We start from the raw sequence: 20,964 nt of genomic DNA, 5'->3' as shown, positions 1-20,964 counted from the left end.
AGGCGGCGCTCAATCGTCGTCATGGTCGCACTTGACCTCCTTCTTGAACTCATCGTGCTTGGCGTCGATCTTGACCCGGCAGCCGTGCTCCCAGTATTGGTCCTTCCACCTGCCGGGGCGCCAGTAGGCGCCGTGGCCATCGGGGCACTTGACCTCTTCCTTGTAGTCGCCGTGGTCGTACTCGCGTTTGACCCGGCAGGGGCCATCCCAGAACTCGTCCTTCCACTTCTCATGCTCATGGGTGTGCCGATGGTCGGCCGACACGGGGCTCAGCCAGCCGCCGGCCATGGCGAACAGCAGGCAGAAACCCAGCAGATTTTTCACGTTCATCCCAGCACCTCGCGTAAGCGCTTCATCAGCCTGACTGCGATACGACAGCGAAGGGCGCGCCTCTATCCCTGGGACGCGCTTCAATTCAGCCGATAGCGGGCCAGTTCCTTGGGGTCGAGCACCCGCATGTTGTGCGGTGCAATGCGCTGCATCTCCTCGGCCAGGCGGGTGGGGACGTTCATTTCGCGCAGGTAGGCGGCCGGGTCGTGGCGCTGGCCATGGTGGGCGGCGTGCGCCAGGGCCGAGTCGCCGGCAGGGAAGGGCGGGCGGTGCAGGCCGACATGGCCGCGCACGGTCTTCTTGCGCCCGGCGGCCAGCAGGTAGATGCAGCTGCCCTGACAGATACCTGTCGAGGGAACCAGCACGTCGAAACCGGTCTCGCGCAGCAGACGGCCCATGCGCATGGCCTCGGGGGCGCTGCCGCCGATGCTGTCGAGCAGCAGGATCTTGCGCGCATAGCGCCCGGGGTTGGCGCGCAGGCCCTTGAGCAGGGCTTCGTAATCGCCGGGGGCGATGTCTTCGGAGACCTTGGCAACCAGCAGGCGGCCGCGGCGCGGATCGTCGCCGGCTTCGACTTCGACCTTGGCCAGGGCGGCGGCAGATTGCAGCGTCAGCAGGCAGAGCAGGGCGGCGTGCAGGAGGGGGCTGTGCATGAACGGGGCGATCCTGAACCAGTGGGTGGCTGAAGATAACCGCGCTCGCGCGCCGGTGCACCTGCCTTACGGCGGCTTATAGATTTCTTGTTGCAACAGGGGCCAGCCGCTATGGTGCGGCGATTCCATCCACCGGTAACGGAGAACCCCGATGAGCCTGTATGGCGACTACGACCCGCAGAACATCTTCGCCCAGATCATTCGCGGCGAGGCCCCTTGCTACAAGCTGTACGAGGACGACGAGGTGCTCGCCTTTCTCGACCTGTTCCCGCAGTCGCCCGGCCATAGCCTGGTGATTCCCAAGCGCGCGGCGGCGCGTAACCTGCTGGAGATCGACCCGGACAGCCTGGGCCCGCTGATGCGCGCGACCCAGCGGCTGGCCAAGGTCCTGGTGGAGGAATTGCAACCGGACGGGGTGCAGGTGGCGCAGTTCAATGGCGCGCCGGCCGGGCAGACGGTGTTCCACCTGCACATGCACGTGATTCCGCGCTTCGCCGGCCAGGGCCTGGGAATCCACGCCGCCAACAAGGCCGATCCGGCCGAGCTGGAGGCGCTGCAGGCGCGGTTGGTCAAGCGCCTGGCCAGCTGAGTCGCTGGCCAGGCGGCCCCGGCTCAACTGGCCAGGTCGAACCGCTCTTGCAGGGTGCACCACTCGGCCGGCAGGCGGATCAGGGTGGTGAAGGCGCGGTAGTCGGCGTGCTCATCGCCCGCATCGAGGCGCACCTCGATGCTGCCGCCCGCTGACTCGAGGAAGTCGCGCACGGCATCCATGCCCACCCCGCGCCCCGACACTTCGGTGACTTTATCGGCGGTGGAGAAGCCGGAGGCGAAGATCAGGTTGGCGACTTCCGTAGCGCTCGGCCGCGGCGCATCGGCCGGGTACAGGCCCTGCTCGACGGCCTTGGCGAATATCCTGGTCAGGGCCACGCCGCGGCCGTCATCGCGCACGGCATAGGTGATGGCGCCACCGTCTTCGATCGCCTCGATGCGGATGCAGCCCTGTTCGCCCTTGCCCTTCGCCCGGCGCTCGTCGGCGCCCTCGATGCCGTGGTCGATGGCGTTGCGCAGCACGTGCATGAAGATGTTGCCGATCATGCTGTGGGCCTCCTTGCGGATCAGCACCTCGTGATCGGGGATCAGGATCGCCGGGGCCGGCTTGTCCAGCTCATCGGCCAGTGACGCCACCGAATCGAGAACATCGGCGATCACCCGCTCCAGCGGAGCCGACTCGAGGGCGAGCAGGCTCTGATAGGTGGCCTTGACCACGCGGCGGGCACTGTCGGGCAGCTCGGCATTGCACAGTGTCGCCAGGTTGGTGAGCAGCTGACTCAGTTGCGCGCTGTCGATCAGGCTGGCGCCGCTGGCGAGTTGGTCGCGGCCCAGCTTGTCCTTGAAGATGCCGCGGTAGAACTGCAGGGCCCGTTCGGCGTAGGCCAGCTCTTCGAGCAGCTCGGCGGGTTGCCAGAGCTTCTCCTCGTCCTTGCGCAGCTGGTCGAAGGTGTTCTCGACCTGGTGCACGGTATCGGTGATGTGCTTGAGGCCGTAGGTGCGCGCGTTGCCCTTGACCGTGTGGATGTTGCGGAACAGCTCGGCCAGCTTGCCCGGGTCCTTGCGCTCGGTCTGCTCGATGATGGTGCGGCACTGGCCGACCAGGTTCGAGGAGCCGTCGATGAAGGCACTGAACTTCTCGGCGTCGACCGCGAGAATCTCGCCGATGATCATCAGCTCCTGCTTCTGCCCCTCGGCTTCGGCCTGCAGGGCCTTCAGCGCGGTGACGTCGCGCACCGTGACCATCAGCTTGGTGACCACATCCTGGTCATCGACGATCGGGTCCCAGTCCAGCTCGATCAGCTTGTGCGGCCGGCCCGGGAACTCCAGGGTCAGCTCGCCGATCAGCAGGTGCGAGTTGAACTCGTACATCATCGCGTCTTCGCCGACGATGGACGCCACTGCGGTGGAGATGCCGTCGATCATCTCGGCGTTCAGGGTCGAGCGCTTGAGCATGAAGTCGACGAAGTTGCGGTTGGCGATCTCCTTGGTCTCGAAGATGGTCTCCAGGTAGGCCGCGTATTCCGGGTGGATCAGGCCGTTGTCGACGATGGTGAACAGGCCCTGGTGCATGTTGGAGAACATGTTGGCGATGTCCTCGTTCTTCTGCTTCAGCGCCGCGGTGCGCTCCTCGACCTTCTTCTCCAGGGTGCGGTTGTGCTCCTCGATCACCTCGACCATGCGGATGTTCTTGATGGTGGTGACCAGCGAGCGCGCCACGGAGGCGACGAACTCGTAGTCGCTGTCGGCGAAGTTGACCTTGTCGACCGCACCGGAGACGTTCATCACGCCGATCAGGATGTCCTTGTCCAGCAGCGGCACGCAGAGCAGGGCCTTGGCCTTTTCCTGCTCGCCGGCGACGTAGGTGCTGTCGCGGCTGGTGTCGGGCACGAAGATCACCCGTTTCGAGGCGGCGGTACGGCCGATCACGCCTTCGCCCAGGGTGAAGGTGATGGCGGCCGGCGCCCCGTCCATCTGCTTGGGCGGCAGGAAGGCCTTGGCCTCCAGTTCGTTGTCCTTGTTGAACAGGTAGACCGAACCGCGTTCGATGCCGATCTTCTCGCTCATGGCGTGCAGCACCAGGTCCAGGGCCGTGTCCTGGTCCCGGGCGGTGGCCAGGGTGCCGCCGATGCGGTTGAGCTTGGCCAGGTCGATCATCTTCTTGCGGATCGCCAGGCGCATGGAGTTGAAGTTCTGCGAGGCCAGCACCAGCAGGATGATCAGCATCGCCAGGGTGCTCTTGAAGCCGAAGCTGACGCTGTCGGCCAGTTCGCCTTGCAGCCGGTTGAACTGGGCGTCGGCGGCCACCAGCACCTGGTCGAGGCCGGCCACCGCCTTCTGCACCGCGGCCTTGGAATTGCTGAGTTGCTCCCAGGCGGTCTGCGCCTGGGTCAGCTCCTCGCGCTTGTGGTCGATCAGGTTGGGCTGGGTCTTGAGCTGCTGGCGCAGGGCTTCGACGTGCTGGTAGGTGGCGTCGATATAGCCCTCGGTGTCCATCGGTTGGTACACCGGCACCACCTTGTCGAACCAGAACATCGCGCCGTTGATGATGAACTCGAAATCCTCCTGGGCGCTGTCCAGGCGCTCCAGGTCACTGCTGCTCTGCAGCTCCTGGGCGGCCTTGGCCACCCCTGCCATCAGCGCGTCGGCCTGGTTGGCGAAGCCCTGGGCCAGGGCCAGGTCCTTCTCCATGGCCTTGCTCGGGGCGCGGGCGTTGACGATGTCCATGAAGGAGAAGCCGACGTCGTCCGACCGCTCCATCACCACGCCCACCTGTTGTTCCACCGCCTGCTTGGCGACCAGCACGGCCAGCTTGGCGTCGAACATCTGCCGCACGGCCTCGTTGTAGGTGGCGAAGTTGTGCTTGATGTCGGCCACCACGGCGGTCATCTGCGGGTCATCCTGGGCCAGGGACTCCAGGCGCTTGTAGTCCTCGGCGAAGGCGGCGGCGCCCTTGTCGAAGTCGTCGCGGTACGGGCGGATGTCGGCCTCGCTGAGCGCGTTGAAGCCCAGGGCGCTGAGGTTGGCCAGCTTGAGCAGCTGGATCTGCACCTTGTTGACTTCCGTCACCACCGGCACCGCCTGTTCCTGGACGCGCTGGTTGGAGCCGCTGATGTCGTTGAGATTCCACAGGGACATGCCCCCCGAGATCATCAACAACGCCAGGATGATGGCAAAGCCTAAGGCGACCTTGTGGTTGAAGCTGAGTTTGAGTTTGGGCATGTCACACCTGGTTGGGCTTATTGTTTTTGTGCGAACGGGGCGCTGCTCAGCCGGTGCCTGGGGGCTGCCGTGACGGCAGCCCGTTTCCTTGGCGCGGCGCCGGTCAACCGGCGACCAGCTTCTGGATGGCACCGATGGCATTGGCGCCGTTGAAGGGCTTGACGATCCAGCCCTTGACCCCGGCCGCCTTGCCGCGGCTCTTCATGTTGGGGTCGTTCTCGGTGGTCAGCATGATGATGTTGACGCTCTGGTTGCCCAGCTCCCCGCGGACCTTTTCGGCCATGGTCAGGCCATCCATGTTGGGCATGTTGACGTCCGAGATGATCAGCTTGATGTCGCGGTTGCCCTTGAGCTTGGTCAGGCCGTCCTTGCCATCGACGGCGGTTTCCACGCTGAAGTTGTGGGACTTGAGAAACGCGGTGACTTCGTTGCGAATGGCCGCGCTGTCGTCGACTACGAGAATCTGTGCCATGGGGTTCTGCCTTCTAATTGTTGTTGTGGAGCCAATGTGGTGATTTCAGGTGTTCGGGGTCGGGTAGGCCGGCCTTGTGGCGGCGGCTTCAGAACAGTTCCAGGCAGCCACTCTCCACCAGGTCCTCGACCTTGTTCTCGTCGGCCTCCAGGTACTCCTCCGGGGCCCAGCGGATGTTGAAGATGAACTTCTGGTAGAGGGTCACCGGGGCCAGCTTGCCGTGGCGATCGCGCAGGGTGAACTTGAAGCACAGCTGCGAGCGGTCGGTGCCGAAGGAGATGTATTCCTTGAAGTGGTTGACCGTGATCGGCACGCTGATGCGCGTGCCGTCGTTGCTCATCGGCGGGTGCAGCGCCAGCAGGCGGGTGCGCAGGCCGCCCCAGGCGAGGTTGGTGATCTCGCTGAGCATGCCCATGACATCGCGGAAATCCACGTCGTGGCGGGCGATCGCGGTGCGCCCGTCCTTGATCATTTCGACCATCGGCTGCTCTTCGGACTGCACCATCATGTAGCCGCAGAACCAGGGCGACTCGACCGGCAGCAGGCTGAGGATGTCGCCGTAGGTGAGCTTGTCCTTGACCAGGTAGGGCAGGTCGCAGCTGACCTCGACATCGCGGAACAGCGCGTTCAGCGAGGCGAGGGTGACCTCCTCCATGCGGCGGATGAGCGAGATCGGGTACTCGGTGTTGGCCAGGTACTGGTCGAGCAGCCGCTTCAGGGTTTCCGGGCGCTCGATGTCGTAGGCCCCGGCGATGCCGATGGTCTGGATGGGCTGCAGGTCGTCGAGGTCGGCGCGGCCCTCGCGACGCATGAAGATCGGCAGCTCGCGGCGCAGCTGGTGAATGCGCCGGGCCAGCTCGTAGCCGTTTTCGATACCGGCGGCGGGGTCGCTGCTGTGCTCGGAGATCAGCACGGCGCCCAGGTCGATATTGGCCTCCAGCATCTGCATGGTGGAGCTGTTGGTTTGCTTGAGGCCGATCAGGCCATGGTCGTTGCAGAACGCCTTGATCTTTCCCTGGGCACAGGCGTCCTCTTCGAAGATCAGCACCTTGCTGACCAGCCGCTTCTCAAAACCGATCATGTTGTTTCTCGCTAGTGGACCGCACGTCTTTATTGAGCCTTCAGCCTGGAGAGGGGCCGTCAGCCGTTATTGTTATTGCCGTCCCTGTGCTGGCGGCATCGTCGAGGATGCCGCCCTGGTTGCGTCCTGTGCTGGCCTAGAACAGCTCCAGCTCGCCGGAACCGTCGGATTCGTCGGCGGCGACTTGGGCGGGTGCCTGGTAGTGCTCCAGCTGGAAGTCCCCGGCCTGGGTGGCGCTGACCATGACGCTGGCGGCGAACAGCGCCGGCCCGCTGCTGCTGGTCTGCGCCTTGGCGTGGGCGCTGTGCAAGGGCTTGACCGACTCGTAATGGGCCAAGCTGGAACGTTCGATGAAGTTGGGGGTGGACATGCCCAGCGGCGGACAGCTGCTCTGCAGGTGGCGCTTGAGGGTGCCGCAGAAGCTGTTGCTCAGCTCCAGCAGGTAGTCCTTGAAGACCGTTTCATCGAGGTTGTCGCCGCGCGCCGAGGTCGCCTCGCCGACGAAGCGGCGAGTGGCCTGATCCATGGACACATGCAGCAGGCAGATGATGCGGAACTTGAACGAGGAGATGGTCAGGACGATGCACTGCTCCTGGCGCAGGGCGTCGAGGTTGTCGATGCGGGAAATGACCCAGGGGGTGCTGGCCGAGCTGCCCTTGAGGGTCTGCTCCAGCGCGGCCTGCAGCAGCTTGCCGAGCGTGAGATCGACCGCATGGTTGGCTGAGCGCATGGTCATGCGCCTTCCAGGGTCTGACCCAGGGTGCGGATCTGGCTCTGCACGCCGTGAATCGCGGTGACGATCATGTTGCCGCCGGCCTGGATGTCCTGGAACGCCAGGGTGGTCACCAGGGTGTTCTTGTTGAGGTTGCTGCGGTAGTCCTCGTTCAGCGCGTTGGCGCTGGTCGAGAGCTTGCGCACCTCGTCGGCGACCACGGCGAAGCCGCGGCCCGATTCGCCGGCCCGCGCCGCTTCGATGGCGGCGTTGAGCGACAGAATGGCGATCTGTCCGACGATGTTGCGGAAGTCGCCGATCTGCTTCTGCATGATGTTGTTGTGCACCATGATGCTGCTCATGCCGTCGTGCCAGCGTTCGATGGTGGCGGTGATCTCCAGCAGTTCCTGCACGGCGCTTTCCAGCAGGGCCATCTTGCGCGCCATGTCCTGCAGGCTGGCGTCGCGGGCGCTGTTCAGCTGCTGCAGCTCGCGCTCCAGGAAACTACGGGTTGTTTCGTGCTCCTGCACCAGCGCCTGACGCTCCTGCTGGTGCTGCTTCTGGCTGTCGGCCAGGGCCTGCTTGAGGGCCTGCTGCTGCGCTGCGTTGTCGGCGCGGCATCGCTCCATTTCGTGCGGCGGCACCATCTCGCGGCGTTGCCGCTCGCTGTCGCTCAGGGCCTGCGTCAGCTGTGCCACAGTGCGGGCATGCCGGGCGCTGAGCCGCCAGAAAAGCAGTCCGCCGACCAGGGGAACCAGGACCAGGGTGGCCACAAGGAGCAGGGATGCATCGCCGATCATGATGGTGTCCAGATGGCGCAGCTTCTCGCCGCGCCAAGATAAGGAAGACAGACTTGGTGTTGGCCGGGCGCGCCTGGCTTCGTGGGGGCCGGCATCAGGCCCCGCGTAGAATGTCCAGCAAGCGTCCGCTAACGCCAGCCGCATCCGTGCGATGGGTTCGGCCCGAAAGCCGTGATTCAGGCCACAAAAAATGGCGCCAAATATTTACCGGTGAATCTACTCCGAGCGCTGCGGGAAAATCCATCAACCAAATGGGTGAGTTCCATCGTTTTTTTTGATGAATCGGCCGGACTCATCTGCATTCTTGCTATCGCTGCGCGGTTTGAGTCGAACCTGAGGCCACGCATCCGGGCGCCGGATGGCCCGATAATGCCTGCGCCGCTTGAGCCCTGGTCCGTCTGCGCCAATACTCAGCCGGCACCCATTGCGCCCATGGAGGGCCCATGCGCTTGACTCTTGCCGTATTGCCGCTGCTGGCACTCGCCGGTTGTTCTTCCTTCCAGGCTCACCCGGACAAGGTCACACCGGTGCCCGAGGAGCGTTTGCTGGCCTATCAGCAGCCCGTCGAGAGCGGAGGCGAGCTGGTGGTCAACCGCGACCTGGGCATGCTCGGCGGTGGCTGCTACGTGGCAGTGCTGGTCGACCGCCGGGTGGCGGCGCGCATCGGCGTCGGCGAGCAGGTGCGCCTGCAGGTGCCGAGCGGTACTCGCGTCCTGGGCATCGGCGTCGACAAGCAGGACGACACCCTGTGCGGCATGGGGCGCCTGAACCGAGAACTGGCGGTGCCGGTCACCCCGGGGCAGCGTCAGCACTTCCGCATCGTCAGCGAGGCCAAGAGCGGTTTCGATATCCGCCCCCTGGCGCCCTGATAGGCCCGCACCTACGGGCCGCTGGCTGGCCGACGCCTGTCGAGGTGCTGACCTAAGCTTTCGCTATGGCCAGCACCTCACGCAAAACCAAGCACCAGGGCGGCGCGCCGGCATCCATCGTCACCCTCACCCTGAGTCCGGCGCTGGATATCGCTACCCAGATTCCGCGTCTGTGTGCGGATGTCAAGTTGCGCTGCGCCCTGCCTGAGTACGCTCCCGGTGGTGGCGGCATCAACGTCGCGCGGGCCATCCACCGGCTTGGCGGTCACGCCTTGGCGTTGTTTCCCGCCGGCGGTGCCAGCGGTCAGCAGCTGATCGAACTGCTCGACGCCGAAGGCGTGGCCAATCAGCCCCTGGCGATTGCCGCGCGGACCCGCGAATGCCTCAACGTGGTGGAGCAGGCCAGCGGCCGGCAGTACCGCTTCGTGCTGCCCGGCGCGGGCCTCACTGCGGCCGAGCAGCAGCGCCTGCTGGCGGCGCTGGAGGCGTTGCCGACTCCGGACTATCTGGTGATCAGCGGCAGCCTGCCGACCGAGTTGCCCGCCGACTTCCTTCCGCAGCTGTTGCAGGGCGCCAGCCGGTGCGGGGTGCGCTGCATCCTCGACAGCTCCGGCGAGGCGTTGCGCCAGGCCCTGGCGGTGGGAGGACTGTTCCTGATCAAGCCCAACCTCAACGAATTGAGCCAGCTGGCGGGGGAGACCATCGCCGGACCGGAACGGCTCGCCAGCCTGGCCCAGGGCCTGGTGGACAGCGGGGGCTGCGAGCATGTGCTGGTATCGCTAGGTGCCCAGGGGGCGTTGCTGGTCGGCCCGGGCATGAGCGAGCGGATCGCCGCGCCGACGGTCGAGCGGCGCAGCACGGTCGGCGCCGGCGACAGCATGGTGGCCGGTGTGACCCTGAAGCTGGCCGCCGGGGCCAGTTGGAGCCAAGCGCTGCGCTATGGCGTGGCGGCGGGCAGTGCGGCGATCATCAGCGATGGCAGCGAGCTCTGTCGGCTCGCCGACACCGAGCGGCTGTTCGGCTGGCTGCAGGCCCATGGTCATGGTTGAGCGCGGCGCCTTTCAGGCGGTCTTGCCGAAGCTGGCCAGCTGCTCGATCAGCAGGTTGAGTACGTGGCGGCGGGTGATCACGCCGAGCACCTTGCGCCTGGCATCGACCACCGGGTAGCTCTTGGGCTTGTCGCCCAGCATCTGCTGGGCCAGCTCGAGTGGGTCGTCATCGAGGGTCACGCACAGCACGTCGTTGCGCATGATGTCGCGGACGGTGGCCACCCGCTGGTTGTGGTAGGCCACCTGGATGCTCACCTGCAGGCATTCCTGCTCGGAAATCCAGCCCAGCAGCTGGCCCTCGCCATCGACCACCGGGCCGCCCAACATGGCGTACTTCATCAGCTTGGCGGACGCCGCCACCACCGGCATGTCGGGGTGGATGCGGGCGAAGTCTTTGCTCATGCAGCGGGCGATAGAGGTAGAAATCACAGTGGTGCTCCAGTTCGGGTCGGGTCGGCGAGATAATTGGCCGGCTCGTGCTTGTATCCCGAGGGGCTCGACCGGCCGGCTTGGCAGTGGCCAAAGCAAGTTCCAGGCCGCGACCTTGGAGTGGCTGTTTTTCCTGAGGCTGATTCCCGGCGCAAAGCTGACTGGCCAGTCGCGCGGACTCGGGACGGTGCAGCGATGATCCGTTCTGGTGCGCCAGGGTGGCTGGGGCGGCTGGGGCCAACCCTGTTGCTCGATCCCGCGTCCGTCGTTCATCCCGCCTCCCACCGGATCACGCTGGGCGGCAGACAGGGGAACTCGTCACGGAGCGGGAAGTCGGAGGAGCGACCGACCTGTTCCTTGGGCCGGACTAACCGTCGTCGGTGACGCGCGCAGGCGGCCGCCGTATGGCGGCTTGCCTGGCTTCTGCCGGCACTTTTCTTTATTGTGGCGCCCCGCCAAAAAGCCCGAGTAATCAATATGTTGGAAAATAACCTGAGTCAGTTGGAACAGCTTGTCGGCGATCTGGTGCAGGAGAACAAGGCGCTGCAGGAGGCGAACCAGCAGATTCGCAGCGAACTGGCCCAGCTGAAGGACGAGAACGACGCCCTGCAGATGAGCGCGCTGGAGCAGGAGGAGCTGCACAGCACCACCGCCGCGCGCATTCAGGCCCTGGTCGAGCTGGCCAGCCGCAGCCCTGAAGCCGGCCCGAGTCCTGCCCAGCAATGAGCCAGGACGGGGATACGGTCACGGTCATTTCCATTCTCGGCAATGACTACTGCGTCAAGGCGCCTGCCGGTAAACAGCAGGCCCTGAATGAATCGGCGCAGCTGCTCAAGAAGCTTTTGGCGGAGACCAAGGCCGCCTCGCCGTCACTGATCGGCGACAGGCTGCTGGTGCTGACGGCGCTGAAGCTCTGCGCCCAGCAGGCCGAACTGGAGCAGCGCCACCGCCGGGAGCTGCAGCAGCTGGAAGAGCGGCTCAGCAACCGGGTGGCCGATATCGCCAGCCTGATCCCCCGGATAGTCGAGGATACGCTGGCCTCGCCAGGCGAGATCGCAGTGGCTGTCCCGGGGCGGTCGCGCTAGGGCGGCCGGGCTGCCGGCACTCTAGGCTGGGCTGGGCCGGTTCGGCTGTGGCGCGCAGCGAGCCGCTGGCCCGCCCAGGCCGGAACAACGGCAGGCGGCTACATCTGGATGATCTCGGCCAGCTCGATGCTGCCGCCGGCCGCCAGTATCGGGCAGCCCTTCGCCCGCTCGATCGCCTCCTCGGTGGTCGCCGCCTCGATGATGCTGTAGCCGCTGGCCGGGTTGCTGCCGCCGTTCGGGGTGACCGAGCCATCGCTGTTGACCGTTGTCGAGAGACCGACCGGGTTGCCCGGATCGACTACCGCGCCGCCCAAGGAGGCAAACCAGTCGCCCCAGGCCTGCATGATCTGGGCAACCTCGCCGGGGTCATCGGGTGCGCTGCCGCCGTGATATACGAACAGGTACTTGGTCATCTGAGTCCCCTTCGTTGGAGTTGAGCCTGGTAAGCACTTCCGTTGGCCAGCGCATCGCGCTGGCTGTTGAAGTGTAGTCAGTCGATTGGACGGACTGCTCTGTGCGATCACCGAGCAAACGCCGCATTCGGCCGGGCACCGGCGAGCGTTAACCGATGCAATGGGACGGCGGGTCGCATCTACCGGGCTCAGTGGTGCCAGGAGCGGCGTTTCTGCGGCGGCTTGAACCGTGCATCGCCGATCGAAAGCGGCGGCATCAACAGCGGGTTTCAGCCGATTGGGCGTTGTTGGCCGGCGCCAGGAGACGCCCGCATGGCTACGCCGATTTGGCCGTCACCCACATCGTGATAACGGCACGAAAGACCGTTTCACCCGCTTGATTCTTGACCTCAACATTGACCTTGTGGTCTGCGGACGCCGACCAATCCGGCCTCGAATCGAGTGTGGCGACAGCGGTCAGATCGGACGTCGCTTTCTTCAGGTACTCGACCGTCATGCCCTTGGGAATCCAGCGATGCGTTCGGGGAACCGTCACCTCGGTCATGGTTCCGCCGGCCAGCTCAGCCATGTTGCACATCGCAATGGCGTGCACGGTACCCAGGTGGTTCAGCACCGCGCGGCGCTTGCGTATCGACACCTCGCAGTACTCGGGCCGCAACTCGACAAACTGGGGGCGGATGGACGCAAAGTAGGGCGCCTTGAAACACAGGAGCCTGGAGAAGGCCCATTTTCCGCCGGGCTTGCTGGCGAAGCGTTGCCAAATTGCAAGGGTGCCTGTACTCATCGCTGCGTTACTCATGTATAAATTGGAATATTATTCTAGAGTATTTTTCTATTTCTATGTCAAGTCACCACAACGAAGCCGCCTTGGCGGCGCTGGAGCGCGTCGAGCCCGGCAAGCGCAGCTCGAGCAAGCGCCACATCATGGCGTGTGCCCTGGCGTGTTTCGACGAGATGGGCCTCGAAGCGACGAAAATAGACGACATTCGCCAGCGAGCAGAGAGCAGCATCGGCTCGATCTACCACCATTTCGGCAACAAGGAAGGGCTTGTGGCGGCACTCTATTTCGCCGCCCTGGACGACCAGCTGGCCTTGATGCAGCCTCGCATACTGGCCGCCTCCACACCGCGCGAGGCGGTAGAGGCGTTGATTCGAAGCTACCTGGGCTGGGTTGAGCAGCAACCAGAACTGGCGCGTTTTCTCTTCCAGGCGCGCCACGCGGTGGCTTCGGGGCCGCGCAAAGACGACCTGACTGAGCGCAACCAGCGCCGCTACGGCGCCTTGCTCGAGTGGTTGGCAAAAGGCGTGGAGGCCGGGGTGATCCGGAGGCTGCCCCGGGAGCTCTATGCGTCGCTGTTGATAGGCCAGGCGGAAAACTACTGCCGCGCTTGGCTGTCCGGACGGGTCAAGGGTGCACCCACTGTCCACGCCGATATCTTCGCCGATGCCGCGTGGCGATCGGTTGCCGAGGCCGTGAGCCGCTAGCTGGCGCTAGGCAAGCGCCTTCAGCATCAGCACGGCATCGCCGGTGTAACGGATCAGCGGGTGAGGGTAGACGGTGGCCCTTTTGACCTCCCGATATCCGTAGCGCTCATACAGCCGCTTCGCGCCGCTGTTCTGCTCGAAAACGATCAGGCTGAGCGCCTTGTAGCCCTGTTCCCGCGCCTGCTCCTCGGCCAGTTGCAGCAACCGGGCACCTATCCCGCGACCGCGATGCTCCGGCAACAGCGCCATGCCGCTGATGTAGTAGCTGCGGTCCACCTCGAGCGTGCTGTACGGGGCCAGGACCGGGTCGTTCTGCTCGCCTGTCGGCTCGCTGTGCATGGGGAAGGCGACGAGCATGCCGATGATGCCGCCTTCGTCTTCGACGAGCGTGCAATTGCGGTAGCTGAACGCCGAGTCCTCGCGTTCGTAGCGGCGCCGGCCGACGGCCAGGATGTCTTCGCCCGGCTGCGCCAGCTGGGTCCAGATATAGTCGGCAATACCGTCCGAAGAGATGCGGAAGAGGGCGGCAATGGCCGCGCAATCTTCTCGACGGGCGGGGCGAAATCGTGGCTGAGGCATAGGCCTGTCTCCGATACAGGACGGTGTGGCGAATGGACCTATCGCTAAACCCATTCGTATTCTGCGGCAGTGCTCTGCATAACTACCGGCGCATCGCGGATTCTAGTTCCAGGCCCGCTCTGGCTGATACGCCAGATCCATCGCGCTGCAAATCGCATCCACGTGGCGATGGTCCGTGCCGCAGCAACCGCCCACCACCGAGAGGCGCGGCAAGGCGGACTGCAGCGCCCGGTACTGTGCGGCCAGCTCCTCGGGGTCGCCCGCATCGAGGTCGGGGCTCTGATCGAGCTCGGCATGGCTGCGCTTCGAGGCGTTGGCGCGCAGCCCGCGAATGCGCGCGCGCCACTCGCCGCCCTCGCGCAGCACCGCATCGAAATGGCTGGGGTGCGCGCAGTTGATCAGGTAGTAGGCCGGGTACTCGCCGGTCTCCTTATCGGTTCGGCGGATCGCCGCTTCGAGGGTGTCGCCGGACGGCAGGCGGCCATCGGTTTCCAGGGTGAAGGCGATGGCCACTGGCATGTCGCACGCCTTCGCAGCGGCGGTTATGCCGATGGCCTCCTCCACGTAGTTCAGGGTGAAGGCCGCCACCATGTCTGCTTCGGTCTGAGTGAAGGTCTGCACCTGCGGCCCGTGGTAGTCCCGGGCTTCACCCGCGCTCATGCGTCGGTCGGGGCGGTAGCCGTCGCCGCGCGGCCCAATGTTGCCGCTGATCACGATTGGCGTAGTGGCACTTTCGTAGTCCGCGCGCACCTCGAGCAGCAGCTCGATGGCCTTGCGGTTCGCGTCCGCCAGCTGGCCCGCGTCATAACCGAGCTGCGCGGCCCAGTCGGGATTGGCTCGCCAGGTCGGGCTCTCGAGCACCAGGCCGACCCCGTGCGTGCGTGCAAGCTCGGCATAGGCGGTGAAATAGCGGCGCAGCACCGCGACTCCGGCGGCGTTCTTCAGCAGATCGAACGCCGCAAAGAGCGACAGGTCGATGCCCTCGTGAAAGATCAGGGTGGTTTCCAGTCCGCCATCGGTCATGAACAACTGCTCCTGCAATTGCGGCAGTTGGTTTCGGTACTTGCTCATCACGGTCTCTCCTCGTGCGTATCGGGAAAGTCAGGCGCCGGCCCAGGGCGGGTGCCGATGGACAGGCTCGCAAGCGGGCTGGGCAGTACGCGCCTCGCGTGGGGTTGGCATGACGTTGTCCATCTGTTCGAATGACTCGATTGAAAGGGTAAGACCGCCGCGCCTTAGCGACTAAAGCCATTTCGGCAGCGAACTGGACAAATCGGCCATGAGCGACCCGCAGCAGCCCGCCACTGTCGCCATCCTCGCCTACCCCGAGGCTACCGCCTCGGTGGTGTACGGCATGTATGACCTGTTCATGGCCACCGGCCGCGACTGGGGCATCGTCACCAGTGGCGAGGCGGGCCCTTCACTGCTGCGCCCTCTGGTGGTTGCGGCGCGCGCCGGGCCGCTGCTGGCCACCAATGAGGTGCGCATCGAGGCCCAGGCCAGCCTCCAGGAATGCTCGTCTGCGGACTTCGTTTGCGTGCCGGACCTGAACATTCCACCGGGCGAATCGCTCGAGGGGCGCTTTGCCGAGGAGGTCGAGTGGCTCAGGCGCTGCTATGCGGCCGGGGCCACCCTGGCATCCGCCTGTTCCGGCACCCTGCTGCTGGCCGAGGCCGGGCTGCTGGATGGCCAGGAGGCGACGGTCCACTGGGCCTATTGCGACGAGTTGCGACGCCGCTATCCCAAGGTCATGGTGCGCGCTCAGCGTGCGCTGGTGGTGTCCGGCGAAGGGCAGCGCCTGGTCATGGCCGGGGGCGGCACCTCCTGGCTCGACCTGGCATTGTTCCTCATCGCGCGCTCGGTCGGGGTCGATGCGGCGATGCAGGTCGCGCGCATCAACCTGATCGACTGGCACGCGATCGGACAGCAGCCCTTCGCGCGGCTGGCGCGCACGCGCCAGGTTGAGGACGCGATCATCGCCGGCTGCCAGACCTGGATCGCCGAGCACTACTGCGAACATTCCCCCGTCGCCGCCATGGTGCGCCTCAGCGGACTGGCCGAGCGCTCGTTCAAGCGCCGCTTCCAACTGGCCACCGGCATGTCGCCGCTGGACTATGTGCACAGGGTGCGGCTCGAGGAAGCCAAACAGATGCTCGAGTCCGGCGACGACCCGATCGAGGCCATCGCCAATGCAGTGGGTTACGAAGATGCCGGCTTCTTCAGCCGCCTGTTTCGCCGCAGCGTCAACCTCACCCCGGCGCAGTACCGCAGGCGTTTCGGCTCGATGCGCCGAGCGCTTAACGCGGGTGTTTAGCGGATCAGTCTCGGCGAGCGAGCGAGATCGGGTGGCCAGGGCGAGCAGCACATGACAAGGCCGGATATCCGCATGCAACCGCGCTGACGACAGGCTTGAAAAGCGATTCCTCACTGCTTGTTGGGAGCGCCCATATATGCTTGTTATGTGTTTTGCTAAACATTGCGTTGCCTAATTTCTTCGAAACAACCTTCGCATATAGTCATGACTTGAGCAAAAGCTTCTGACGTATCGTTCCAACCACCTTGCTCGATAGCAATCGCTTCGCATTCCGAACACCATGCATTCTTAAATGGCCAGTCAGGTTCAGGAGCATCCTCAGGCTCAAAAAAGCCAATCTGCTCACCATGCTGTAGATGCTTGCAGATAAATGCAGGACTACGAACACCGTGCCTGCTGCACTCCATTTTGGAATCTTTATTTAGGGGATTACCCATATTCCCTCATGACACATAACGCTTTGCCAAGGGGCCAATGCGAACGTTGTTGGGCGAAGCCCAGTGAGTATTTGTCCCCGCCGTGTTTTTTTGCGGCGTACTTAGGCGACTTGTTATAAGCCATCGTTGGCACCATGCGTAAACAGTAAAGATTTTGGGGCGTAACCCGTAAATGTTACATGACCTGAAATGTACCCCATTATTAAAATTACAGCGACAACAACCCAAATAAGATGATCATAAGGTTCAGTGAAAGCAATAAAGACTATCATTGGGACAAGCAAAATTGACAGCGCAAATACAAGGCCTGATAACACTCTATATGGTGTTCTAACTTTTGCTAATTGCTCCTTCACAATACTCATGCTTTCCTTGACTTATAACGTTTGGTTAAGGGGCGGGCTTTAGCCCGTCCCAGTGAGCGATTTTAGCTTGTGGTTAGGTGGTTGCTAGTATGCAGGCTCATTCTGCTCACATGATATTTCTAAGTTTGAAAGCTCGCAGTGTATTTTTAGCTCTCTATAGGGACCAGAATCCACAAGGGCATAGTCGTAGAAAGGGCCTGCGGCATACAGCTTGTCTGCTTTGCTAAATGATACGCATGTTCTATATTTTTTATGGGCCATCATTATAATGAGGAAATTCAGTTCGCGAGTCGGTGGGATATAAAACCGCCCATCTTCCGAGGTTTCTGATAGTGCTGTTTTTGTGGTGCAGCATTCTTCAGATGCTGTTGAGCAAGCACTTAACTTTACTCCTGATAAAGGACCTAGATGAGTACTAACTGTGCCGGATATGGGAGGTGTTACATTTGAGTAATGTGGCCATGGCATCATCATACAGCCAGTTAGAAATAGCGGTATTAAAATTGCTAACGTTCTGATTAGCATGGATTGACACCTAGCGTTTGGTTAATGGGCGGGCTTTAGCCCGTCTCAGTGAGCGAAGCGAACGATTTGAATGCTGTAATGGACGCTCCCCGCGCCACGCTTCTATACCGATAGCGGTGCTGACTGTTCGCTGGGAGGGTGTGATGAAACGCATAGCGGTTGATCTGGCCAAGTCCGTTTACCAAGTTGCCGAGAGTGTCCGTGCCGGCGTGGTGAGTCAGCACAGGCGGCTGAGTCGTGAGGCGTTCGGGCGATATATACAGGAGCAGGCCGAGCCGGTCGAGTGGCTGATGGAGGCCTGTGGCACGGCGCAACACGAGCGGGATCTGGTTGAGGGCTTCGGCGAGGTCTACCTGCCGTTCGCCCTGGCGCGCAAGTATCCGGCGGCGCCGCGGGAGTGGGGTTGGCAGTATGTGTTTCCCGCCACACAGCGTTCGACCGATCCGCGTTCCGGAGCGCAGCGCCGCCATCATGTCGATGAGAAACGGGTGTAGCGGGCCTTTAAGCCGGCGTTGCGGGCGGCGGGGATCATCAAGCCGGCCACACCCCACATGCTGCGGCACTGTTTCGCCACCCATCTGCTGGAGAGCGGCCAGGACATCCGCACGGTGCAGGAGCTACTCGGCCATGCGGACGTCAAGACCACCATGATCTACACCCATGTGCTCAATCGCTGTGGCCTGGGGGTGTTGAGTCCACTGGATCGCTGAGTAGAGGGCTACAGACGCCCCTCGCGACGCAGGCGGCGCAACACCCAGTGGCGGTAGCACCAGGAAAGTATCGACTTGAGGCCGGGCAGGCCGAGCAGCCAGGCCAGCGGGCGCAGCCTTGGGGTGCGCGCCATCAGCAGGATGTAGGCGTCCAGTTCGCGGTGGATGCGGCCCTGTTCATCCTGTACGTGCAGCTCGGTGAGCGCCCGGTAGGGGTCGATGCCGAGGGCGCGCAGCTTCTGCTCCTGGCCAGTGATGTCGAGCCATTCGACGCTGTCGTCGTGATGGCTGAGTCGTTCGTAGCGGCGACGGTCGGCCACGCAGCGTGGGCAGGCGCCGTCATAGAACACCTTGAGTCTGGCCATGGGCGTGGCCTGGTGGCGGGGCTTATGGTCAGTCTAGCGGGGCGAGGCGGGGAAGGCCCCTTCCCGCAGGGGGAAGGGGCCGAAGGGCTTAGATCAGCTCGGCCCACATGTCGTATTCGTCGGCGTCGACGATGCGCACGCGAACCTTGTCGCCGGGGCTCACGGCCGTGCTGGCGATGAACACGCTGCCGTCGATCTCCGGCGCGTCGGCGTAGCAACGGGCAACGGCGCCCTGGTCGTCGACCTCATCGATCAGCACCTCCATCTCCTTGCCGACCTTCAATTGCAGGCGCGCGGCGCTGATGGCCTGCTGGTGGGCCATGAAGCGGTCCCAGCGGTCCTGCTTGATCTCGTCAGGTACCGGGTTGTCCAGCAGGTTGGCCGGGGCGCCTTCCACCGGCGAGTACTGGAAGCAGCCTACGCGGTCGAGCTGGGCTTCGGTCAGCCAGTCGAGCAGGTACTGGAAGTCCTCTTCGGTCTCGCCGGGGAAGCCGACGATGAAGGTGGAGCGGATGGTCAGCTCCGGGCAGATCTCGCGCCAGGCCTTGATGCGGGCCAGGGTCTTGTCCTCGAAGGCCGGGCGCTTCATGGCCTTGAGTACCTTGGGGCTGGCGTGCTGGAAGGGTATGTCCAGGTAGGGCAGCAGCTTGCCGGCGGCCATCAGCGGGATCAGCTCGTCGACGTGGGGGTAGGGGTAGACATAGTGCAGGCGCACCCACACGCCCATGGAGGACAGCGCCTCGCACAGTTCGGTCATGCGCGTCTTCACCGGCCGGCCGTTCCAGAAGTCGGTCTTGTACTTCATGTCGACGCCGTAGGCGCTGGTGTCCTGGCTGATCACCAGCAGTTCCTTGACCCCGGCCTTGACCAGGCGCTCGGCCTCGCTGAGCACCTCGCCGACCGGGCGGCTGACCAGCTTGCCGCGCATCGAGGGGATGATGCAGAAGCTGCAGCTGTGGTTGCAGCCTTCGGAAATCTTCAGGTAGGCGTAGTGGCGCGGGGTCAGCTTGACGCCCTGGGGCGGTACCAGGTCGATCAGCGGATTGTGCTCCTTGCTTGGCGGCACCACCTCGTGCACGGCGTTGAGCACCTGCTCGTACTGTTGCGGGCCGGTGACCGAGAGCACGGATGGGTGGACGTTGCGGATCGCGCTTTCTTCCACGCCCATGCAGCCGGTGACGATGACCTTGCCGTTCTCGGCGATGGCCTCGCCGATCACGTCCAGGGATTCGGCCTTGGCGCTGTCGATGAAGCCGCAGGTGTTGACCACCACCACGTCGGCGTCCTGGTAGGTCGGCACTACCTCGTAACCTTCCATGCGCAGCTGGGTCAGGATGCGTTCGGAGTCCACCAGGGCCTTGGGGCAACCCAGTGAAACGAATCCGACTTTTGGCGTGGCAGGGGTGGACATGCGGCTGACCTCAGGCTTTGGAGGATGGGCGCGAAAAGGCGCCATTGATCAAAAAGTGCGCAATTCTAGCGGCGGATCGCGTGCTTGACCAGCGCCGCGAGCGATTGCGCGTGGTGGCTGGTCATGAAGATCGGCTTGCGCCCGGCTCAGGCGGTTGGCCCTAAAGCATGGGTGCCGGTTGCCGTAATGGCTTGCGTAAGTTTTCCACGACAAGAGCTGCCGCACCCCAGCGCCTGCCTCAGTCGCCGGACTGGTAGCGCTGAAACGAAAAAGGCCACTCGTTTGAGTGGCCTTTTCGGGTATTTGGTTGCGGGAGCAGGATTTGAACCTACGACCTTCGGGTTATGAGCCCGACGAGCTACCAGACTGCTCCATCCCGCGGCGGCCATTGTATAGGGATACGCGCTTTGGTCAATCTGTTTCTGCCACTGAATCAATTACTTGGGCGGCCAAATCGGACGCAAACGAAAAAGGCCACTCGTTTGAGTGGCCTTTTCGGGTATCTGGTTGCGGGAGCAGGATTTGAACCTACGACCTTCGGGTTATGAGCCCGACGAGCTACCAGACTGCTCCATCCCGCGACGCCAATTCTATCTGGATGCGCGCTTCTGTCAATCGATTTCTACTTTTTAATCAATTGCTTAAATAAGAGAATCGGACGCAAACGAAAAAGGCCACTCGTTTGAGTGGCCTTTTCGGGTATTTGGTTGCGGGAGCAGGATTTGAACCTACGACCTTCGGGTTATGAGCCCGACGAGCTACCAGACTGCTCCATCCCGCGGCGGCCATTCTATAGTTTAGAGGCAGGCTGTCAACCTTTAGTTCGGTAAAAATCGTTTTCTGTTCAGATGCTTAGCGTTTTGTGACACTGGGGGTTGCGGATACTGGCCGCGCCAGGCGGGCGTTTGCGGGGATTCGGCTGACGGAGCCGGGCATCTATCGGTTTCGATATCGGCCGACGTAGCCGACGGGGCGGCCCCTGGGCTAGAGTCCGTGGCCATTTCAGGGGACGTCATGGCGTTAATATCTAGAACTGCCGGCAATTCGGCCGAACAGTGGGCACTGGCCCGCTCGCTCGGCCATCAGACGCTGCGTGAGTAACGGGCTTC

The 20,964-nt window shown here is 63.5% G+C and carries 20 protein-coding genes, 3 tRNA genes and 4 pseudogenes; 9 read left to right on the top strand and 18 right to left on the bottom strand.

The features are described from left to right. Window positions 1-9 precede the first annotated feature (9 nt). The gene (locus KDW96_RS05030; protein ID WP_255839332.1) at window positions 10-330 is read right to left on the bottom strand and encodes a hypothetical protein; all 321 of its coding nucleotides are present in this window, start codon (window positions 328-330) and stop codon (window positions 10-12) included. Between the two features lie 80 nt (window positions 331-410). Then, on the bottom strand, window positions 411-983 hold the full coding sequence (locus KDW96_RS05025; protein WP_255839331.1) for a COG3904 family protein: 573 nt from the start codon (window positions 981-983) through the stop codon (window positions 411-413). Window positions 984-1,134: 151 nt separating this feature from the next. Between KDW96_RS05025 and KDW96_RS05020 the strand changes: the two genes are divergently transcribed. Then, window positions 1,135-1,572, top strand: a complete 438-nt coding sequence (locus tag KDW96_RS05020) for an HIT family protein (RefSeq protein ID WP_255839330.1) — start codon at window positions 1,135-1,137, stop codon at window positions 1,570-1,572. Window positions 1,573-1,595: 23 nt separating this feature from the next. Here the strand turns inward: KDW96_RS05020 and KDW96_RS05015 are convergent, their stop codons facing one another. The 5 genes and pseudogenes from KDW96_RS05015 to KDW96_RS22155 all read right to left on the bottom strand — a co-directional run. Next, entirely contained in the window at window positions 1,596-4,754 is a 3,159-nt protein-coding gene (locus tag KDW96_RS05015; RefSeq protein WP_255839329.1) for a GAF domain-containing protein, read from the bottom strand. Between the two features lie 103 nt (window positions 4,755-4,857). Beyond that, window positions 4,858-5,226, bottom strand: a complete 369-nt coding sequence (locus tag KDW96_RS05010; protein WP_255839328.1) for a response regulator — start codon at window positions 5,224-5,226, stop codon at window positions 4,858-4,860. 88 nt (window positions 5,227-5,314) lie between these two features. Then, entirely contained in the window at window positions 5,315-6,307 is a 993-nt protein-coding gene (locus KDW96_RS05005; protein WP_255839327.1) for a chemotaxis protein CheX, read from the bottom strand. A 136-nt stretch (window positions 6,308-6,443) separates the two neighbouring features. Continuing rightward, window positions 6,444-7,043: a hypothetical protein gene (locus tag KDW96_RS05000; RefSeq protein ID WP_255839326.1), complete on the bottom strand. Its 600-nt coding sequence runs from the start codon at window positions 7,041-7,043 to the stop codon at window positions 6,444-6,446. 169 nt (window positions 7,044-7,212) lie between these two features. Further along, window positions 7,213-7,303: pseudogene (locus tag KDW96_RS22155) on the bottom strand (methyl-accepting chemotaxis protein); the annotation flags it as partial. A 959-nt stretch (window positions 7,304-8,262) separates the two neighbouring features. Here KDW96_RS22155 and KDW96_RS04990 point away from each other — a divergent pair. Together KDW96_RS04990 and KDW96_RS04985 are read left to right on the top strand one after the other, a co-directional pair. Continuing rightward, window positions 8,263-8,688, top strand: coding sequence for a 3-isopropylmalate dehydratase (locus KDW96_RS04990; RefSeq protein WP_255839325.1), 426 nt, complete (start codon window positions 8,263-8,265; stop codon window positions 8,686-8,688). A gap of 65 nt (window positions 8,689-8,753) precedes the next feature. Further along, complete coding sequence (locus KDW96_RS04985) at window positions 8,754-9,737, top strand: 1-phosphofructokinase family hexose kinase (RefSeq protein WP_255839324.1); 984 nt, start codon at window positions 8,754-8,756, stop codon at window positions 9,735-9,737. Between the two features lie 12 nt (window positions 9,738-9,749). On the opposite strand, the gene KDW96_RS04980 is transcribed toward KDW96_RS04985, so the two are convergent. Further along, on the bottom strand, window positions 9,750-10,166 hold the full coding sequence (locus KDW96_RS04980; protein WP_255839323.1) for a CBS domain-containing protein: 417 nt from the start codon (window positions 10,164-10,166) through the stop codon (window positions 9,750-9,752). A gap of 477 nt (window positions 10,167-10,643) precedes the next feature. Here KDW96_RS04980 and KDW96_RS04975 point away from each other — a divergent pair, with 477 nt between their 5' ends. Both KDW96_RS04975 and KDW96_RS04970 read left to right on the top strand, forming a co-directional pair. Then, complete coding sequence (locus tag KDW96_RS04975; RefSeq protein WP_255839322.1) at window positions 10,644-10,892, top strand: MreC domain-containing protein; 249 nt, start codon at window positions 10,644-10,646, stop codon at window positions 10,890-10,892. Further along, window positions 10,889-11,179 (top strand): annotated as a pseudogene (locus tag KDW96_RS04970) (cell division protein ZapA); the annotation flags it as partial. The gene KDW96_RS04975 and the pseudogene KDW96_RS04970, both read left to right, overlap by 4 nt. Window positions 11,180-11,349: 170 nt before the next feature. Here KDW96_RS04970 and KDW96_RS04965 read toward each other — a convergent pair. Together KDW96_RS04965 and KDW96_RS04960 are read right to left on the bottom strand one after the other, a co-directional pair. Next, window positions 11,350-11,664, bottom strand: a complete 315-nt coding sequence (locus tag KDW96_RS04965) for a YciI family protein (RefSeq protein ID WP_255839321.1) — start codon at window positions 11,662-11,664, stop codon at window positions 11,350-11,352. A gap of 316 nt (window positions 11,665-11,980) precedes the next feature. After that, window positions 11,981-12,448, bottom strand: a complete 468-nt coding sequence (locus KDW96_RS04960; protein ID WP_255839320.1) for a hotdog fold domain-containing protein — start codon at window positions 12,446-12,448, stop codon at window positions 11,981-11,983. An 83-nt stretch (window positions 12,449-12,531) separates the two neighbouring features. Here KDW96_RS04960 and KDW96_RS04955 point away from each other — a divergent pair, with 83 nt between their 5' ends. Continuing rightward, the gene (locus KDW96_RS04955; protein ID WP_255839319.1) at window positions 12,532-13,149 is read left to right on the top strand and encodes a TetR/AcrR family transcriptional regulator; all 618 of its coding nucleotides are present in this window, start codon (window positions 12,532-12,534) and stop codon (window positions 13,147-13,149) included. 6 nt (window positions 13,150-13,155) lie between these two features. Here the strand turns inward: KDW96_RS04955 and KDW96_RS04950 are convergent, their stop codons facing one another. Next, a complete protein-coding gene (locus KDW96_RS04950; RefSeq protein ID WP_255839318.1) occupies window positions 13,156-13,728 on the bottom strand; it encodes a GNAT family N-acetyltransferase in 573 nt (190 codons plus the stop codon). Window positions 13,729-13,830: 102 nt separating this feature from the next. Next, window positions 13,831-14,799 carry a homocysteine S-methyltransferase family protein gene (locus KDW96_RS04945; RefSeq protein ID WP_255839317.1) on the bottom strand — a complete coding sequence of 323 codons (969 nt, stop codon included), beginning with the start codon at window positions 14,797-14,799 and terminating at the stop codon, window positions 13,831-13,833. 208 nt (window positions 14,800-15,007) lie between these two features. Here KDW96_RS04945 and KDW96_RS04940 point away from each other — a divergent pair, with 208 nt between their 5' ends. Next, window positions 15,008-16,042, top strand: coding sequence for a GlxA family transcriptional regulator (locus KDW96_RS04940; RefSeq protein WP_255839315.1), 1,035 nt, complete (start codon window positions 15,008-15,010; stop codon window positions 16,040-16,042). Between the two features lie 155 nt (window positions 16,043-16,197). Here the strand turns inward: KDW96_RS04940 and KDW96_RS04935 are convergent, their stop codons facing one another. Then, window positions 16,198-16,479: a hypothetical protein gene (locus KDW96_RS04935; protein WP_255839314.1), complete on the bottom strand. Its 282-nt coding sequence runs from the start codon at window positions 16,477-16,479 to the stop codon at window positions 16,198-16,200. Window positions 16,480-17,512: 1,033 nt separating this feature from the next. On the opposite strand from KDW96_RS04935, the pseudogene KDW96_RS04930 reads away from it, so the two are divergent. Next, a pseudogene (locus KDW96_RS04930) lies at window positions 17,513-17,713 on the top strand (IS110 family transposase); the annotation flags it as partial. A gap of 201 nt (window positions 17,714-17,914) precedes the next feature. Beyond that, a pseudogene (locus KDW96_RS22150) lies at window positions 17,915-18,079 on the top strand (tyrosine-type recombinase/integrase); the annotation flags it as partial. Window positions 18,080-18,087: 8 nt separating this feature from the next. Here the strand turns inward: KDW96_RS22150 and KDW96_RS04920 are convergent. The 5 genes from KDW96_RS04920 to KDW96_RS04900 all read right to left on the bottom strand — a co-directional run bounded on the left by KDW96_RS04920 (window position 18,088) and on the right by KDW96_RS04900 (window position 20,636). After that, window positions 18,088-18,444, bottom strand: coding sequence for a thiol-disulfide oxidoreductase DCC family protein (locus tag KDW96_RS04920; RefSeq protein WP_255839313.1), 357 nt, complete (start codon window positions 18,442-18,444; stop codon window positions 18,088-18,090). A gap of 88 nt (window positions 18,445-18,532) precedes the next feature. Next, entirely contained in the window at window positions 18,533-19,855 is a 1,323-nt protein-coding gene (gene rimO / locus KDW96_RS04915) for a 30S ribosomal protein S12 methylthiotransferase RimO (protein ID WP_255839311.1), read from the bottom strand. 304 nt (window positions 19,856-20,159) lie between these two features. Beyond that, window positions 20,160-20,236: transfer RNA gene (locus tag KDW96_RS04910), tRNA-Met, on the bottom strand. A 123-nt stretch (window positions 20,237-20,359) separates the two neighbouring features. Then, window positions 20,360-20,436, bottom strand: a tRNA-Met gene (locus tag KDW96_RS04905). 123 nt (window positions 20,437-20,559) lie between these two features. Further along, window positions 20,560-20,636: transfer RNA gene (locus KDW96_RS04900), tRNA-Met, on the bottom strand. Window positions 20,637-20,964 lie beyond the last annotated feature (328 nt).

Source organism: Pseudomonas benzenivorans, from assembly GCF_024397895.1.
GTDB classification, from domain to species: Bacteria; Pseudomonadota; Gammaproteobacteria; order Pseudomonadales; family Pseudomonadaceae; genus Aquipseudomonas; species Aquipseudomonas benzenivorans_A.
This window is presented reverse-complemented; position numbering and strand designations above follow the sequence as displayed.